We start from the raw sequence: 16,897 nt of genomic DNA on the forward strand, positions 1-16,897 counted from the left end.
AACTTTTAATCCGTTAATTATAAAATTGCTGACCGTTTTTAAATATATTTTTTAAAGCTTTGTGGTATGTTTTCCCAATTGGGAGGGCATTTGCCCCTATGGCAACCGTTTTTGTATCAAGCCTGCTCACTTTATTCCGTGCAATTACATAACTGCGGTGTATCCTTACAAATTTACCCTGGGGCAAACAATCCATAAATTTAGAAAGGGTGGTTAACGTTAAATGAACCTTTTTCTCCGTTACAATTTTGGTATAATCGCCAAAGGCTTCTAGAAAGAGGATTTCGGCAGCATTCAGATTGACTGTACTAAGTCCATCTTTAAACACTACCTGTTCGTTTCTGAAAAGAACATCATAAGCTTCTGCCTTATTTTTAAGCTGAATAAAATCTACCAGCCGTTTGATGCAGGTTTCGAAACGATCGCTTTCAAGGGGTTTTAAAATAAAATCGAAAACTTTAAGCTGAAAACCATCCAAAGCGTATTCGGGATGCGAAGAGATAATGATATTGATGGCATTGCTATCATTTATAGTTTTTATAAACTCAAGTCCATTGATATTGGGCATGTCCACATCCACAAATACCACGTCTGGCTGGTGGCTATTGAAAAAAGTTAATGCCTCTACGCAATTATTAAAACTACCTGTTAATTTTAAAACAGCCGAATTAACAACTTCATTTTCAATAGATTTTCTGTCCAGCTCACAATCGTCAACGATTATACAGGATAAGGGCGCATTCATTTGAATAGTTTGTTTGGTGCATAAACTTAATAAAAAAATACAATAAATAAATCGATTTTAAATCGGATAAAAGATTTCAACATCTTGTTATTTTACTAAAAATATTAGTATTTTTAATCCATGATTAGTGAAGAAGAAAAACAGTATTTTAAAGGGCGGGGCGCTCAGGTTAATCCACACAATAAGTTTTTAAAGGATGTTTACATCAAAGAACATAATGAAGGGATAGACGATTGGGAAGAAACCGACCGTAAAACCTCTTTCATCTTCGAAAATGCTAAAACCATTGTAAATAAAGTAGATAGTCCTGATGTGGGCATGGCTTACTCCCTTAATCCTTACCAGGGTTGTGAGCACGGATGTACCTATTGTTATGCCCGCAATTCTCATCAATACTGGGGTTATAGTGCAGGCATCGAATTTGAACGGAAGATAATCGTAAAAAAAGATGCCCCTGCCCTGTTTAAAAAGTTTCTGGAGAAAAAAGGCTGGGATGCCACCACCATTTCACTATCTGGCAATACCGATTGCTACCAACCTGCAGAAAGGAAATTTAAACTTACCCGCCAATTACTTGAAATTGCCCTGGCCTATAAACAACCCATTGGCATGATTACCAAAAATTCCCTAATCCTACGCGATCGGGATATTTTGCAGGAAATGGCCAAGTTAAACCTGTGCATGGTTTATGTTTCCATTAACAGTTTAAATGAAGACTTACGCCAGGTAATGGAACCCCGTACTACAACGGCGAAACAGCGCCTGAAGGTAGTAGAAGAACTTAGTAAGGATGGGATTCCCATGGGCGTAATGGTTGCACCTTTGGTACCCGGTTTAAGTGATCATGAAATTCCGAAAATTTTAAAAGCGGTTGCAGGTGCCGGTGCGATAAAAGCTGGTTATACAGTGGTACGGTTAAACGGGGCCATCGGCCAGATATTTGAAGATTGGCTTAGAAAAAATTTTCCTGACCGTTTTGATAAGGTTTGGCATTCGATTCAGAGTTGCCATGGCGGTAATGTGAACGACAGCCGTTTTGGCAACCGCATGCGTGGAGACGGCAATATTTCTCAGATGATCAGGGATAATTTTAAACTACACTGCCGTTTAAACGGCTTAAATGTAAAAGATATTATTTTAAACCACACGTTGTTCAAAATTCCGAGCAACCAGGTGAGTTTGTTTTAAATTCGGGGAGAAAAATCCTCCGCTCTCAAGGCCGTGGTTTGTAATCACGGCCATCTCAACATGCTGGTCCCGATTGTAAATCGGGATCTTTTGATTACAGATTTGTAATCCATTCCGATTAAACTTAGTTTTAGCCTTATGAATATTGCATTGATCACCTACCTTGATAAAGGTGCTTATGATACCACTACCGTTGAAAGTGAAGATGATAAACTTTTACATTTTTTAAAAGGAAAAGGCTTGAAGATTGAAAAAGTAATCTGGAACGATCCAGATGTGGGCTGGGAAGATTATTCACTAGCCATTTTAAAATCGCCATGGGATTATTTTGATCTGATTGAAGATTTTTACAAATGGCTCAATCACCTGGAGGCAAAAAAAGTAAAACTGATCAATCCTATTGAGGTGGTGAGGTGGAATGCCAACAAACAATACCTTCAGGAAATTGAACAGGCAGGTTTAAAGATTACCCCAAGCGTTTTTATCCGGAAGAATGAGCGTGTAAACCTTAATCATTACTTCGAAAAATTTAATACCGGTAAGTTAATTGTAAAGCCATGTGTTAGTGGCGGAGCCAAAAACACCTTCAAAGTAATCATCGATAATGTTGAAGAAGTAAATAAAAAATTAAACCAGCTTATACAGGAAGAAGATTTTATTGTGCAACCATTTTTGCCAGAAATTCTAGAAAACGGCGAATGGTCTTTCATTTTCTTTAATGGCATTTATAGCCATTCGTTAATTAAAAAAGCCAAGTCTGGCGATTTTAGGGTACAGCCTGCGCATGGAGGATCTGTGCATCCGCAAAAACCTGGTGAAGAACTAATTGCTACGGCACAGCAATACGTAGATTTATTTGCCAAAAACTGTCTCTATGCCCGTGTTGACGGCACTTTTGTAAATGGCGATTTTTTACTGATGGAATTAGAACTGATTGAACCTTTTCTGTTTTTGAATACCGAATCTCAAAATTATGAGCGGTATTATCAGGCCTTAAAGGAGCTGATATAAAGAGAATCGTCATTTAAAGGGACAATTTATTGTACAGAGGGATGTCCGCAGGACGGGGGTGTTTATTAGTCTTAGCCAGACAGGCTTCTTTCTTTTTGGCATTAAAAAGACCAGCATAGCTAGCTTGAATGCGATTAAAAACATAAAAGCTCGTGAAAAAACAAAAAATGCCTGCTGAAAATTTATTCATCTGTTTTTGTAGCCTTCAGCAGCATTCATGAGCACTTCGCCGTTTTCTTTCAAAGCAAGCGGCACGGCTAGAACAGAGCAATCCTAAAAATTTGTTAGGCCGGATTTAAATAGAACAGAGATACGTACTACAGCCTAGTTGGGAAGAAATATGACGGGATGTAAACCATTCATATTTAAATAATTACAAAATACATCAATGGTAGCGGAATGCAGCGGAGTAGAGAACCTCGTATTGCTCAGCGAAGTTAAATCTACTGAAAATAGATCTCTCTATTCCACTGCGTTTCAGTCAAGATGACGATCCTAAAGCTCTTTATTTAGCTGCAAAAACCTGAACCCAATAGTTATCTGCTTTGGCTGCACCCATTTCTTTAAAAGACGCCGTCATGATGTTTTTACAATGGCTTTCGCTGGCTAGCCATTCGTTAAAAACCTGTGCTTCTGAAGTTTGTCCTGCAGCAATATTTTCGCCTACAGTTGTCCAGTTATAACCTGTAGCCGTAACCCTTGCCCCAACTGTTTCTCCGTTTGCGGAGGTATGTACCATGCTTTTAATCGATGCCATGTAATTACTTTGATAAATTGCAGCCGAAGCCAGATTGGCATTCCAGGTTAAAGCGGCAACAGGCGGCATTTTAGTCGTACCACAATTACAACCAGCCAGACGTGTGTCGTTAACCAATTTTAACAGCACATCGTTATTGATGTTTGTTGCCGTTGAAATTTCTATTTTTAATGTTTTAGATGATGTATCCGGTGTATTGGAATCAGCTCCTTTTTTACAGGACAGTACACAGCACAGCGCTATACACATTAGCGGGAAGACGGTAGATTTCATTTTATAGTTTGTTTAAGGAAAGATACTATGATTTTCATTAAAAAAATAAATTAATGGCCATCTTTTTCATACTCCAAAAACAGCTAAGCAATGGGGGGGTATTATAAACAAAAAACTCCCGATTTTCACCGGGAGTTTTTTATTATTTACTTGAAGAATCTTCTTCTTGTTTTGGCTCTTCTTTTTTCTTTTCGCCTTTTTTATGATTGATCGAAATCAGTTGGGTTGTTTTATCGTAATCAATTTCTAAAACATCACCTTCGGCAAGTTCGCCCTTAAGAATTTCTTCAGCAATCGGATCTTCTAAATATTTCTGGATTGCTCTTTTTAACGGACGGGCACCAAAATTACTATCAAAACCTTTATCAGCGATATATTCTTTAGCATTATTAGTCAATGCAATTTCATAACCAAGGGTATGAACACGACCGAATAAAGCTTTTAACTCGATATCTATAATTCTAAAGATTTCATCTTTACCTAAGCTGTTGAATACCACTACATCATCAACACGGTTTAAGAATTCTGGAGCAAAAGCACGTTTCAATGCGCTTTCGATCACACCACGGCTGTGAGAATCGGCCTGGTTTGTTTTCGCTGTTGTAGAGAAACCAACACCTTGACCAAAATCTTTAAGCTGACGTGCACCAATATTAGAAGTCATAATGATGATTGTATTTCTAAAATCAACTTTACGTCCTAAACTATCAGTTAATTGTCCTTCGTCCAAAACCTGCAATAAGATATTGAATACATCAGGGTGAGCTTTTTCAATTTCATCCAATAAGATTACTGCGTAAGGTTTTCTTCTCACTTTTTCAGTTAACTGTCCACCTTCCTCGTAACCAACATATCCTGGAGGCGCTCCCACTAAACGCGAAACCGCAAATTTCTCCATATACTCACTCATGTCGATCTGGATCAAAGAATCGTCACTATCGAACATAAAACGGGCCAGTTCCTTTGCCAATTCTGTTTTACCTACGCCTGTCGGGCCTAAGAAAATAAACGAACCTATTGGCTTTTTCGGGTCTTTTAAGCCTGCTCTTGTACGTTGAATGGCTTTGGTCAATTTCTTGATCGCATCATCCTGACCGATAATTTTCTCGGCTACTTTATCGTACATGTTCAACAGTTTTGTACTATCTGTTTGTCCAACACGTTGTACCGGAATTCCTGTCATCATTGAAACCACCTCAGCTACATTATCTTCTGATACTTCGTAACGTTTGGTTTTCGTTTCAGCTTCCCACTCTGCTTTAGCTTTATCTAATTCTTCAATTAAATTTTTCTCTGTATCGCGGAGTTTTGCAGCTTCTTCATATTTCTGGCTACGTACAACCTTGTTTTTCTCTAATTTGATATCTTCAATTTTAGCTTCGATATCGATAATGTTCTGAGGAACATGAATGTTGGTTAAGTGTACCCTCGATCCTGCTTCATCTAAAGCATCAATGGCTTTATCCGGCAAGAAACGGTCAGAAATGTAGCGTGAAGTTAACGTAACGCAAGCCTCAATCGCTTCCTGGGTATACGTTACACCGTGGTGTTCTTCATACTTGTCTTTAATGCGGCTTAAAATCTCAATGGTTTCATCAGGAGTGGCAGGTTCAACCATCACCTTTTGGAAACGACGGTCTAAAGCACCATCTTTTTCAATGTACTGACGGTATTCGTCTAAAGTAGTGGCACCAATACATTGGATTTCGCCCCTGGCCAAAGCCGGTTTGAACATGTTCGAAGCATCAAGCGAACCAGATGCGCCACCTGCACCAACAATGGTATGAATCTCGTCAATAAACAGAATTACATCTGTAGATTTTTCAAGTTCGTTCATTACGGCTTTCATACGCTCTTCGAACTGGCCACGGTATTTGGTACCGGCTACCAGCGATGCCAAATCCAGTGTAACCACGCGTTTGCCAAAAAGCACACGCGAAACTTTACGCTGTACAATACGAAGTGCCAAGCCTTCTGCTATTGCCGATTTACCCACACCGGGCTCTCCGATTAAAATCGGGTTGTTCTTTTTTCTGCGGGATAGAATCTGCGATACGCGTTCAATCTCTTTCTCGCGGCCTACAATCGGGTCTAAACGACCTTCTTCTGCAGCTTTTGTTAAATCACGACCGAAATTATCAAGAACTGGAGTCTTAGATTTAATATCTGAAACCTTTTTAGGTGTACTGAAGCTTTCTTCTTCGCGATAATCATCATCGCCTCCTGTTGAAGCACTGTTTGAAATATCGTCTCTGAAACCATTTTTATTTACTTCAACCTCTTGTTTAAAAACATCATAAGTAACACCGTATTGTAACAGGATTTGCGAGGCGATGTTATCATCATCTCTCAAAACCGATAACAGCAAATGTTCGGTGCCAATTAAATCGCTTTTAAATATTTTAGCTTCTAAATAAGTGATTTTTAAAACTTTTTCTGCCTGTTTTGTTAATGGAATATTGCCTAAGTTTACTGTAACACTCGAGGTACCGCGAACGGCATCTTCAATTGAGCGGCGCAATTTACCGGTATCAACCCCTAACGATCTTAAAATTTTTATGGCCATACCATCGCCTTCGCGTATGAGGCCCAATAATAAATGCTCGGTTCCGATGTAATCGTGCCCCAAGCGAAGGGCTTCCTCCCTACTAAAGGAGATTACATCTTTAACCTGTGGTGAAAATTTTGCTTCCATAATACCTTTCTTAACAGCTACGTCCCTAAACTATAAAATAAATTATAAAAAGCGACTGTACCATTTTGTTTATTTTATCAACAATTGCGCCATATAGGTGGATAAAAGGCAGTAATGATATCCACTAGCTTAAAAAATACGTTTTGAATATCTTCCTATAAATATATATCTATCTACGTAATAACTGTTTTATAGGTTTTAAAAGGCAATTTAATCCATTACCACCTTTTAAAATATCATTTTGTCGGTTTATTGTAAGGATTTCTTCGATTCGAATAACTGACAATTTGTTGCTTTTTACAAAGGCAATTTACAAGTTTTGACAGAAAAACAAAAAGAACGTGACATCATTTAACAATTTCACTAGATAAAAATAAATACACTGATCCGATCAACTATATGTCTTAATAAGCTTAATACGAATTTAACCGTAATTAGGTTGTTTTGTTTTTTTAAACAGCTGTTTATTATCATTTATTACCGCACGGCAAAGCTTTATCCTGAAACCAGCCTGTTCTGCATTAAAATTTTCAACCATAAAATGCTTCTGCAAATTCCTCTTTATGGTTTGAAGATAATTTCTGTAAAAACTGTAATGGTACATCGGTAACATCGAGTTTATTACATTTTGAACTTAAATCATTTAAATCGAAATGACCAGATAGCGATTGATAAAGCTCACCGTCAGACTGTTCAAAACCCATACTCCAATCAGTAAAACATCGTCGCTCATATTTGCCAATCTGTAGTAAAACAACCGATTCATGACGTTCATCATTTACGATTTTTTTGAAAAGCCTGCGAATAATACGCTCGTCTCCTTCAAGCAACTGCATAAACCTCCCTTTACTCTTCGTAATTTGCAGCTCCCTCACATATAATAATATGCCGGTAATGTTATTCCGGGTATTAAAATCCTTGCAATGATTAAACAAGGATTTAAGTTCATTATTATTAAACAAGCTACTTTCTATGCTCGTAAAAATCAAATAAAATATGGGTTTTAAAATTTTACTCTCTAACTTCACAAGGTAATTCATACAATTTTTGCTGTTTTATTGTATATAACAGCTATTATCCGATTATTTCTATAAAATTCAAACAAATTTCACCTAAAACAATATAAATTCAACCAAAAACAGTAAACAAATCAGCTATTTTTTATCAACTTACAGATATTCAATAAAAAATAACGAGCACAATCCATCAATTATACCATCAAAAAAACAGGAGACATGGTAAAGACAAACATTAGCATTTAATATATTTTAGGGTCTTTTTAGAAGTAATGCCCGGCAATAAGCGATTACGCAGGTCAGTTCATTAAAATTTATAAACCGATTACGATTAATTGAACACCTTATACCTGGCGTACTACATCATAAATTTTACGATGTCATTAATGAATAACTGTTGCTGATCTATAAATGGATAGTGTGAGCAATTGTCAATCAGATCAAAATGTCTGGTCCCAATAAGTTGCCCAATGTCGCGCAGTTGTTTGTCAGAAAAGATCCGGTCCTGCTTACCGTAAATACCAAATAGTTTTATTCCCTTTTTTTTGATGTTTTTTAAAATGTCTTTGGTATTTATATTCACCAGCTGTTCATTTTTATAGAAGCGCAGCGGAGCCTCGTTATTTCGAATATTCATCTTACCATATTGACTATTTTGATAATCCAATTCCAGTTGCTGGGATTTTGAAGTAGGATGTGGCATACTAAAATAACCAAATTTAGATGCCATGTCGTAGCAACGCTTTCGGTAATCGGCACTTTTGTGATCCAGGGATCTGATTAAAGAAATCTGGTTCAAAGATGCCGTGTCTCTTTTTGCAAGTGCCAGTTTTTCTGTGCTTATTAATATATGATCATAAGTTTCCTGTTGGGCGAATAAAGCACCAACAAGGATAAGTCTTTCTACTTTTTCAGGCCGCGAAGAGGTATAAAGTGTGGCTACAATCCCCCCAAAACTGTGGCCAATTAATGTAGCTTTCTTTATATTATATTTTTCCATGAGCTGATCAAGATCGGTAATCGCCTCGGCAAAATTGATTTTTGCAGAAGTGTCTATCGACCTCCCCTCACCCCTTCTGTCATAAACGATCACATAAAATCCTTTTTTGGCAATTAAAGGTGCTGTTGTACCTTCAAATAAACTCGAATTACCCCTCGGACCGCCATGAATAAAGATAATTGCAGGGTCTGAATGGTTGCCATAGGCTTTGGAGTAAATCTCCTGAGAACGGGCATTATTAAATAAAAACAGGCAAAGGAGCAAGGGCAAGAAAAGGTACTTCATTAAAATAGCTGGATAGTTTGGTTTTAAAGATAATAAAAGAGATCACCTGCCTAAAATAATTATATTATTTGGTCAGATCGCGTATCATTATATCTTATTGCGAATATAACCACTTTAGTTACAGGACAAAAACACTTATCAACTTCCGACAAACAAAACATGGTGCTGAGCGTTTAAACCTCAACACCAAAACCGATAAACAGCTAATTATCCTACAAAATGAAATTACCACTCCTCTCTTTTATCCTAATGCTAAACATCTCTTTACACTTGTGCGCACAAACCAGAGAGATTAGCCAGCAGGGCGAAAAATCTTCAGTACAACCAGCTAACCCATCCGCAACCATAAGGGATATCCGCGAAAAATATAACCACATCAATTCACTTGTCCTACAGAAAGAAAAATTCAAATACGAGGTAGAAGGCTGTGTGGAAGATGGAACTGTAACTTATTTTAAGGAAGGAAACGCCATTGTTAAGATCTCAGAATCAGGAAGCATAGGCGACGGGAGCTGGCTGAATGAATATTATTACCATTTGGGCAAATTTTTCTTTTGTTATGAAAAGATGGTAGGCGGCCCGGCAATAGGCAAGGTAACCACTACCGAACGCCGGTATTATGTACAGGATGATAAACCCGTACGCCTGATAGAGGATAAAAAAACAGTTAAAGATGATGCCCGGGTTTTGGAAACTACCCAAAACGCATACAAGTTATTGAAGGCTTATAAAACCAAAGATTTTGCAACAGCTTTGTGCAGGTAATTCCCCAGGCATAACCTTTAAATGTTATTCCCCTTATTTAAATTTAGTGTAATTGAAATCTATAGTGAAGTTGGAGTCTCATTCTCTTCACAGGATTTAAAACCTTCAAAAATCATGATATACTCCACAAACATTTTGTAATGGCTTTGTTGTTTTTATCTTTGTACCCGGTCTGAGCATTACCGCTTCGGAGCTGGGATAGATGTATGGTTTGGTGCAGACATTTTTTATAACAGATAAGAAATGGTTTGATTTGTAAGCCCGTAAATTCATAATAAAGGGATTTAGCATTACAGTCCTCTCGAAATCCCAGTTTCAAAGAAAAAAAATGCCTTTAATATAAGCTAATGTAAAAAAATAACATGTCTGACGAGAAAATAATCTTTTCAATGGCAGGTGTAAATAAAATTTACCCGCCACAAAAACAGGTTTTAAAAAATATTTACCTTTCTTTCTTTTATGGAGCCAAAATCGGGGTGATCGGTTTAAACGGTTCAGGTAAATCATCGCTTTTAAAAATCATTGCCGGTTTAGATAAATCTTACCAGGGCGAAGTGGTTTTCTCACCAGGTTACTCTGTTGGTTACCTGGCGCAGGAGCCTATCCTCGATCCCGAGAAAACCGTACGCGAAGTTGTTGAAGAAGGCGTTGCCGAAGTAACCGCTATTTTAAAAGAATATGAAGAGGTAAACGAAGCCTTTGGTTTGGAGGAAAACTATTCTGATCCTGACAAGATGGATAAATTAATGGCCAGACAAGGTGAGCTTCAGGATAAAATTGATTCATTGGGAGCCTGGGAAATCGATTCGAAACTCGAAAGGGCTATGGATGCACTGCGCTGCCCGGATCCTGAAACAAAAATCAGCGTACTATCAGGTGGTGAGCGTCGCCGCGTGGCCATGTGCCGTTTATTGCTTCAACACCCTGACGTATTGTTACTGGATGAGCCTACCAACCACCTTGATGCCGAAAGTATCGATTGGTTAGAGCAATTCCTGCAAAATTACGAAGGAACCGTTATCGCGGTTACCCACGACAGGTATTTCCTGGATAATGTTGCCGGATGGATTTTAGAATTAGACCGTGGCGAAGGCATTCCATGGAAAGGAAATTACAGCAGCTGGTTAGACCAGAAGGCCAAACGTTTGGCACAGGAAGAAAAAACAGAAAGCAAGCGTCAGAAAACCTTAGAACGTGAGCTTGAATGGGTACGTATGGCACCTAAGGCACGACATGCAAAATCGAAAGCACGTATTGCTAATTATGATAAATTAGCTTCTGAAGATGGAAGAGAAAGAGAAGAAAAACTGGAACTTTTTATTCCTCCAGGCCCGCGTTTGGGTAATGTAGTCATCGAAGCGACAAACGTTACCAAAGCCTATGGCGATAAAGTTTTGTTCGATAATTTAAATTTTTCCCTGCCTCCAGCGGGTATTGTCGGTATAATCGGACCAAACGGTGCGGGTAAAACCACTTTGTTCCGTTTAATTACCGGACAGGAAGAAGCTGATGCAGGTACTTTCCGTGTTGGCGAAACAGTTGAACTGGGTTATGTAGATCAGATGCACAATGACCTGGATGCTGATAAAACCGTATACGAAAATATTACCGATGGTTTAGATAACATTCAGTTGGGCAACAAGGCAGTTAACGGACGTGCCTATGTTTCAAAATTCAACTTCAACGGTGGCGATCAGCAGAAAAAAGTAGGAATTCTTTCCGGTGGGGAGCGTAACCGTGTTCACCTGGCCATTACTTTGAAAAAAGGAGCAAACGTACTGTTGCTGGATGAGCCGACCAACGATATCGATGTGAACACACTGCGTGCCCTTGAAGAAGCTTTGGAAAACTTTGGTGGTTGTGCTGTGGTAATCAGTCACGACAGGTGGTTCCTTGACCGGATCTGTACGCACATCCTGGCCTTTGAAGGTAACTCTGAAGTTTATTTCTTTGAAGGTAATTATTCAGACTACGAAGAAAACCGCAAAAAACGTTTAGGTGATGTTACACCAAAACGCATCAGGTATAAAAAATTAAGTTAATGCAAAGTCCCGATCAAAAATCGGGACTTTTTTGTTTGAGGCGTTAATGGAAAGGTTTTAAAATAAATCTGAGTGTTCAACTTGAAAAACCAGAAAATGTCACGTTGAGCCTATTGAAACGCTTACAATAAATCTACGTAGGTCCTTCGACAGGCTCAGGATGACCATTTTTCTTATATTATGCAGATTGAAAAGGAATAGGCTTTGAGCTTTCTTTGGCTTTTCGTTTTCCCCTGAAAAAGAAATACAGGTTAACGAAAAGCATTATCCCTAGATAGATCGCAAATCCACCAATCTTGGAACTTAAAGCTTCTATTAAATTGCGGTAATTGTTTTCATTAATGGTAATCTTCATGATTAGCAGGGCGAAGCCAATATTGAGCAGATAAAAACCCGTTTCGAAAAGTTTATTGGTAGCCCCCGCTATTTCTTCCCTGCCCTTAAAAATATCGAGCATATATACCTTACTGTTTTTGAACAGCGTTTTTGAAACATAAAAAGTTAAAAAAAGCGCAATGGGTAGGTAAACTGCGTAGCCGATTAAAATTTTAGTCGTTTCCATAATGAAAAAATTTAGGTTGTTATTTTATTAATTTATGTATGGTATGGGTAAGTAAATAAATATTTGAATAATGAAGTACCGATAAGATGCAAACAATGGTAGCCACTTTTACTGCCATTACTTCAGCTAGCTGTTGCCATGAAATGATCGTCTCCCAACCTACCAACGTTACGGCGCAATAACCTATGTTTACCAGGTAGTAAGCAACCAATAGTGATTTATTGATCTGTTTGCAAAGGTCAAGGTGATCTGGGATCAGTTCGGCCACAAAGATATTGCCATTACGATAGCATATGTTCCCCACTACTGCGATAATAAACACAATCACTAAGATAAAAATGCCATATCCGGTTACATTGTAATCCATAACCAACAACTTTAAATTATTTAATTTTCAGGAAAAACTGAAAGCACAGATAAAAAAAATACGCCTCTTTTGAGGCATTCTTTAAAAATGTTTTACACTCTTTTTCCTTTCATGGTGTAAAAGTAAGTTAAATTTATTAAACTTTCAAATATTATTGAAAATTCATGAAAATAAATTACTACATCAATTCATACTGAAAAAATAAAGTGATAATGATATAAAAGTTCAGCGCAGACAAATCTCCCTGCTCCGCGTTGCTTTGGTAGAGATGGCGATGTTTCTCTTTTAATATAAAGATATTTTAGCTGATGGTTCACAGAATACGCATTGTCTTTCTGCACAATGCCAACAATAAACTAATAACCAATGAACTTCTAATGCCTGTTTTTCAAGGCTTTTTTTACCGCAGCATCTGTCACTTCTTCCATTATTTTATAACCTGCAAGATTAGGATGAACACCATCAACTGTTAATTCAGCCCGTTGCCCTTTCCTTTCATCTACCAAAGGTGTCCAATAATCCAAAACGGTGTAATTTCTATCNCTATCTTTTGCATAGGCAGCAATCTTTTCATTTAGATTAACAATGATATCAGCTGCTTTAATATTCTTATTCCAAGGATATTCGTAAACAGGCAGGTATTTACAAAGTATTACCTTGATATGGTGTAACCGCGCCAGTTCTGCCATCGATTTAATATTATCCATAATCTTATCGATGGTAACATGACCTGTATTGCCTGCAATATCATTACTACCCGCCAAAATAATCACTACTTTTGGCTTAAGGTTAATTACATCCTGCCGGAAACGGATAAGTAGTTGCGGCGAAATCTGTCCGCTTATCCCCCTGTCCAGGTATGGGTTTTTAGTAAAATATTCAGGATCTTTCTGCTTCCAGAATTCAAAAATCGAACTCCCTAAAAATACCACGCGCTTTTCTTTTCGGTTTGGAGGCAGCAAAAGTTCGTTCTCTTTCTGGTACTTCGTAAGAGCTGCCCAATCATCGGCAAAATTTTCTTTTTTAGGTTTATTGTTTAAGGAATCTGCTTTCTGAACCTGGGCAAACAAACTGCCTGCAGAGATTAGCAAGATGAAAAACAAGAATTTACTTTTCATGGGATATGTAATTAGTAACGGGCGAAATGCTAAACTAAATAATCTGGGTTTAATTATTTTGTTCGTCGGCATTAAAGTTACTATTCATTTTACCCTTTTTATTTCCAAACTGACTCAGGTTATAGCTTAAAGTAGCTTGTACAAAACGGCTGATAAACCTTGTCCTGTTCTCGGAAATAGCGTTATTGCTAATGCTGGTACTAAAAAGTGCTCCCTGGTTAAACAGATCGTTTGCCTGGATAGAAAAGAGCAATTTGTTACTCTTTAATAAGGAAGCATTTAATCCCACATTTACCAGTAAAGGATTGCCTGCATATAGATTATACCCGAAATTTAAACTTTTAGAAGCCGATGCATTTACCCTAAAACGTTTATTTGGAATCCAACTGGTACTACCATTTAAGCCTAAAACCTGGATATTTTTAATATTCTGATTCATTATAGAATAAGTGTTTGAACTGAAACTGTACGACACACTGGTATTAAATGAATATTTTTTCTGATTCAGGTTAAGCCTAAAAGCGTTCGAAACATTAATCCCACTACTGCGGTTTAATACGTTTTCAGTATAAAAAACATTATGACTGTAGGCAATGTTGCCATTGATAGAAAGCGACAGCTTATTGGTTAACAATCTTTTATTTAAGGAATAATTACCTCCCACATTGTAAATACCATTTACATTCTCATAGGTGGTTTGCTGTTTTAAGCTGTTTAGCGTATCGCGAAGAAAAATGGTGTTACTGACTACGCTATTAAAGGCGAAAGAGCCGGATAAACCTGCCATAATACTCAATCCCGATTTGAGGCCAAATTGATTATAGCTCAAATCGGCGGTATGGCTCGATGTTGCTTTCAGATCCGGATTACCGATAATCAGATTTTGTACATCATTATTATTTCTAATAGGCTGTAATTTATTAAAATCGGGCGAGCTGGTATAACCGTTGTAACCAAAGCTTAAGTTTTTATTATCTTTTATCTGGTAACTTAAATTAGCAGAAGGCGAAAAATTAAACTGGTAGTTCCTTAATTCCTGCCCGGTATTTTGGTATTTACCAATAATGATACTTGGTGAGAAATTAAGCCCGAAATTATAACTGATCTGCTTTGCACTGGTGTTAAAACCGATTCCAAAATTCTGGTTAATAAAATTGGACACATAATCCTGTCCCAGTGAATCGACAATAAAACTATTGCCCAGCGGATTGGTAACTCTTGTGGTTTGCAAATTCCGGTTTCTACTAACCGAAAAACGATAAGACAGATTAATAAAGCTATACCCTGTACTATCGTTCGCTTCTTTTAATGAATTGGAAAATTGAAAGTTACCCCCAACATTAGAATTTGAGGTATTGTTGGCAACCAATCTGTTTAGTAAAGAATCTTTAACCAGTATATTGGTGGTTTCATTATAATACCTGATAATGTCGTTGATTGTACTGCTCGAATTCCCTTCACTTGAGCCAAAATTTAACCCCATTGATAACGACCGCTTATTATTGGCCAATCGCGAAGACCAATTGATACTTCCGTTAACATTAGGATTGCTATTCCGGGAACCTGAATTAGATATCAGGTCCTGTTTGATAAACCCGGTTTTATTCGAAGTTGAAAATGCGTCGTTACGGGTGTTGGCTAAAGCTCCGTTAAGTGATATATTAAAATAATTTTTCTTTGTGGCCCCATTTAGGCCCAGGTTAATACTATTGCTTAAAGACCTGGAATTATTGGCACTTTCCCTTAAATCGAATATGGTTCCCTGCGGATTAAATGTTTCGAGATAATTACTCTGAACAGATTTGTTAATTCCGTTGTTAAAATGATAACCACCATTCCAACTAAATTCTTTCGAAATTTTATCTCTTATGTTACCGTTTAAGCCACCATTGTTTATTTTGGAAAATTCATTATTTGTTAAACCGTAACTGCTTCCAAAACCAATTTGCTTTGTTTTTTTCCATATACTGCCACGGGTAGCAAGATTATGTGCATTATTGGTAGCAGAACTCATTTCTACTCCGCCGAAAAAACCTTTATCCATACCAGGCTTGGTTACCAGGTTTAGCATTTTTTGCGGTGTACCGGTTTTTATACCTGTAAAGTTGGCTTCATCGCCATAATCGTCAATAACCTGAAGTTTTGCAATAATATCTGCCGGCAATTGCCTAATGTAATCTTCAACGTTACTGGTAAAAAAATCTTCGCCGTTTACCCGGAGCTTGGTCATTTTTTTACCCATTACGGTAACGGCACCTTTTTCGTCAACCTCAATCCCCTGAAGTTGCTTTAACAGATCTTCAACTTTATCGTTTTCTCGCACTGTATAAGCCCTGGCATTATATTCAATAGTATCTTTTTTGATCTTAATAGGATCCACTTTTATTTTAACGTCTACATCTTCCAGACGGATTGTTTCTATTTTGAGCATAATGGGCTCCAGAACGGAATTTTTCTCAGAAGATTCAATTTCGTAGGCGGAGGCATATGGTTTATAACCCAAGGCAGTAATGGCAAGGTAGAATTTATTCTGGCTTACGTTTGTGAATGTAAAATTCCCTTTCGCATCAGAATTTGAGCGAAGGGTATCTTTGTTGGTAAGCAACCGGATGGTTACCCCCTCGATAGGCTTTTTTAAAGAATCTATTATGCTGCCTCTTATTTTAAACTGAGACTGTGCGAGAGCGTTAAAAGAGAAAGTGATCAGTATAAAAAATAATAAAAAGCATAAATTATTGCTTTTTTTCATCCTTCGGACCTCTTTTGTAAATTACCAGACCGTTTAAAAAATTACGGAGGATCTGGTCGCCACAAGGTTTAAAATTCTCATGATCTTCATTCCTGAAAATATCACCCAGCTCGGCCTTGGTTACCTTAAAGCCAACCAGATTACAGATCGTAATAATATCTTCCGTTTTCAATGATAAAGCTACTCTTAATTTTTTTAATATATCGTTATTGCTCATGTGGTTTGAGTTGTTGAATGTTTTAATGTTAGAACGTTTTAATGCAGAAATGTTGCAGGGCTGAAAAAATTAATGCGGGAAAATTCAAATTTGGACAGTTGCCTAAG

At 37.5% G+C, this 16,897-nt stretch carries 14 protein-coding genes; 4 read left to right on the top strand and 10 right to left on the bottom strand.

All coding sequences use genetic code 11. The annotated features are described in order from the left end of the window. Window positions 1-13 precede the first annotated feature (13 nt). On the bottom strand, window positions 14-745 hold the full coding sequence (locus tag ACFSR6_RS15615) for a LytR/AlgR family response regulator transcription factor (RefSeq protein WP_379080478.1): 732 nt from the start codon (window positions 743-745) through the stop codon (window positions 14-16). 120 nt (window positions 746-865) lie between these two features. Between ACFSR6_RS15615 and ACFSR6_RS15620 the strand changes: the two genes are divergently transcribed. Both ACFSR6_RS15620 and ACFSR6_RS15625 read left to right on the top strand, forming a co-directional pair. Further along, entirely contained in the window at window positions 866-1,933 is a 1,068-nt protein-coding gene (locus tag ACFSR6_RS15620) for a PA0069 family radical SAM protein (protein WP_379080480.1), read from the top strand. 138 nt (window positions 1,934-2,071) lie between these two features. Continuing rightward, entirely contained in the window at window positions 2,072-2,944 is an 873-nt protein-coding gene (locus tag ACFSR6_RS15625; RefSeq protein WP_379080482.1) for an ATP-grasp domain-containing protein, read from the top strand. Window positions 2,945-3,449: 505 nt separating this feature from the next. On the opposite strand, the gene ACFSR6_RS15630 is transcribed toward ACFSR6_RS15625, so the two are convergent. The 4 genes from ACFSR6_RS15630 to ACFSR6_RS15645 form a co-directional block, all read right to left on the bottom strand. After that, a complete protein-coding gene (locus ACFSR6_RS15630; protein WP_379080484.1) occupies window positions 3,450-3,974 on the bottom strand; it encodes a CAP domain-containing protein in 525 nt (174 codons plus the stop codon). A gap of 142 nt (window positions 3,975-4,116) precedes the next feature. Beyond that, the gene (locus ACFSR6_RS15635) at window positions 4,117-6,669 is read right to left on the bottom strand and encodes an ATP-dependent Clp protease ATP-binding subunit (protein ID WP_379080486.1); all 2,553 of its coding nucleotides are present in this window, start codon (window positions 6,667-6,669) and stop codon (window positions 4,117-4,119) included. 530 nt (window positions 6,670-7,199) lie between these two features. Further along, window positions 7,200-7,709: a BLUF domain-containing protein gene (locus tag ACFSR6_RS15640; protein WP_379080488.1), complete on the bottom strand. Its 510-nt coding sequence runs from the start codon at window positions 7,707-7,709 to the stop codon at window positions 7,200-7,202. Between the two features lie 334 nt (window positions 7,710-8,043). Then, entirely contained in the window at window positions 8,044-8,970 is a 927-nt protein-coding gene (locus ACFSR6_RS15645) for an alpha/beta fold hydrolase (RefSeq protein ID WP_379080490.1), read from the bottom strand. A gap of 219 nt (window positions 8,971-9,189) precedes the next feature. Between ACFSR6_RS15645 and ACFSR6_RS15650 the strand changes: the two genes are divergently transcribed. Together ACFSR6_RS15650 and ettA are read left to right on the top strand one after the other, a co-directional pair. Beyond that, a complete protein-coding gene (locus ACFSR6_RS15650) occupies window positions 9,190-9,735 on the top strand; it encodes a hypothetical protein (RefSeq protein WP_379080492.1) in 546 nt (181 codons plus the stop codon). A 362-nt stretch (window positions 9,736-10,097) separates the two neighbouring features. Continuing rightward, window positions 10,098-11,777: an energy-dependent translational throttle protein EttA gene (gene ettA / locus ACFSR6_RS15655; protein WP_379080494.1), complete on the top strand. Its 1,680-nt coding sequence runs from the start codon at window positions 10,098-10,100 to the stop codon at window positions 11,775-11,777. A 178-nt stretch (window positions 11,778-11,955) separates the two neighbouring features. Here ettA and ACFSR6_RS15660 read toward each other — a convergent pair whose 3' ends face one another. The 5 genes from ACFSR6_RS15660 to ACFSR6_RS15680 form a co-directional block, all read right to left on the bottom strand. Beyond that, window positions 11,956-12,339, bottom strand: a complete 384-nt coding sequence (locus ACFSR6_RS15660) for a hypothetical protein (RefSeq protein WP_379080496.1) — start codon at window positions 12,337-12,339, stop codon at window positions 11,956-11,958. Between the two features lie 19 nt (window positions 12,340-12,358). Beyond that, window positions 12,359-12,706, bottom strand: a complete 348-nt coding sequence (locus ACFSR6_RS15665) for a hypothetical protein (RefSeq protein ID WP_379080498.1) — start codon at window positions 12,704-12,706, stop codon at window positions 12,359-12,361. A gap of 374 nt (window positions 12,707-13,080) precedes the next feature. After that, window positions 13,081-13,896, bottom strand: a complete 816-nt coding sequence (locus tag ACFSR6_RS15670; RefSeq protein WP_456238603.1) for a GDSL-type esterase/lipase family protein — start codon at window positions 13,894-13,896, stop codon at window positions 13,081-13,083. Beyond that, entirely contained in the window at window positions 13,874-16,573 is a 2,700-nt protein-coding gene (locus tag ACFSR6_RS15675; protein WP_379080502.1) for a TonB-dependent receptor, read from the bottom strand. The genes ACFSR6_RS15670 and ACFSR6_RS15675 overlap by 23 nt, the downstream gene beginning before the upstream one ends. Beyond that, window positions 16,557-16,790, bottom strand: coding sequence for a DUF1456 family protein (locus tag ACFSR6_RS15680; RefSeq protein ID WP_379080504.1), 234 nt, complete (start codon window positions 16,788-16,790; stop codon window positions 16,557-16,559). Before ACFSR6_RS15680 ends, ACFSR6_RS15675 begins: the two co-directional genes overlap by 17 nt. Between the last annotated feature and the right edge of the window lie 107 nt (window positions 16,791-16,897).

The sequence above is a fragment of the Pedobacter vanadiisoli genome (assembly GCF_042684385.1).
In the GTDB taxonomy this organism is placed as follows: domain Bacteria; phylum Bacteroidota; class Bacteroidia; order Sphingobacteriales; family Sphingobacteriaceae; genus Pedobacter; species Pedobacter vanadiisoli.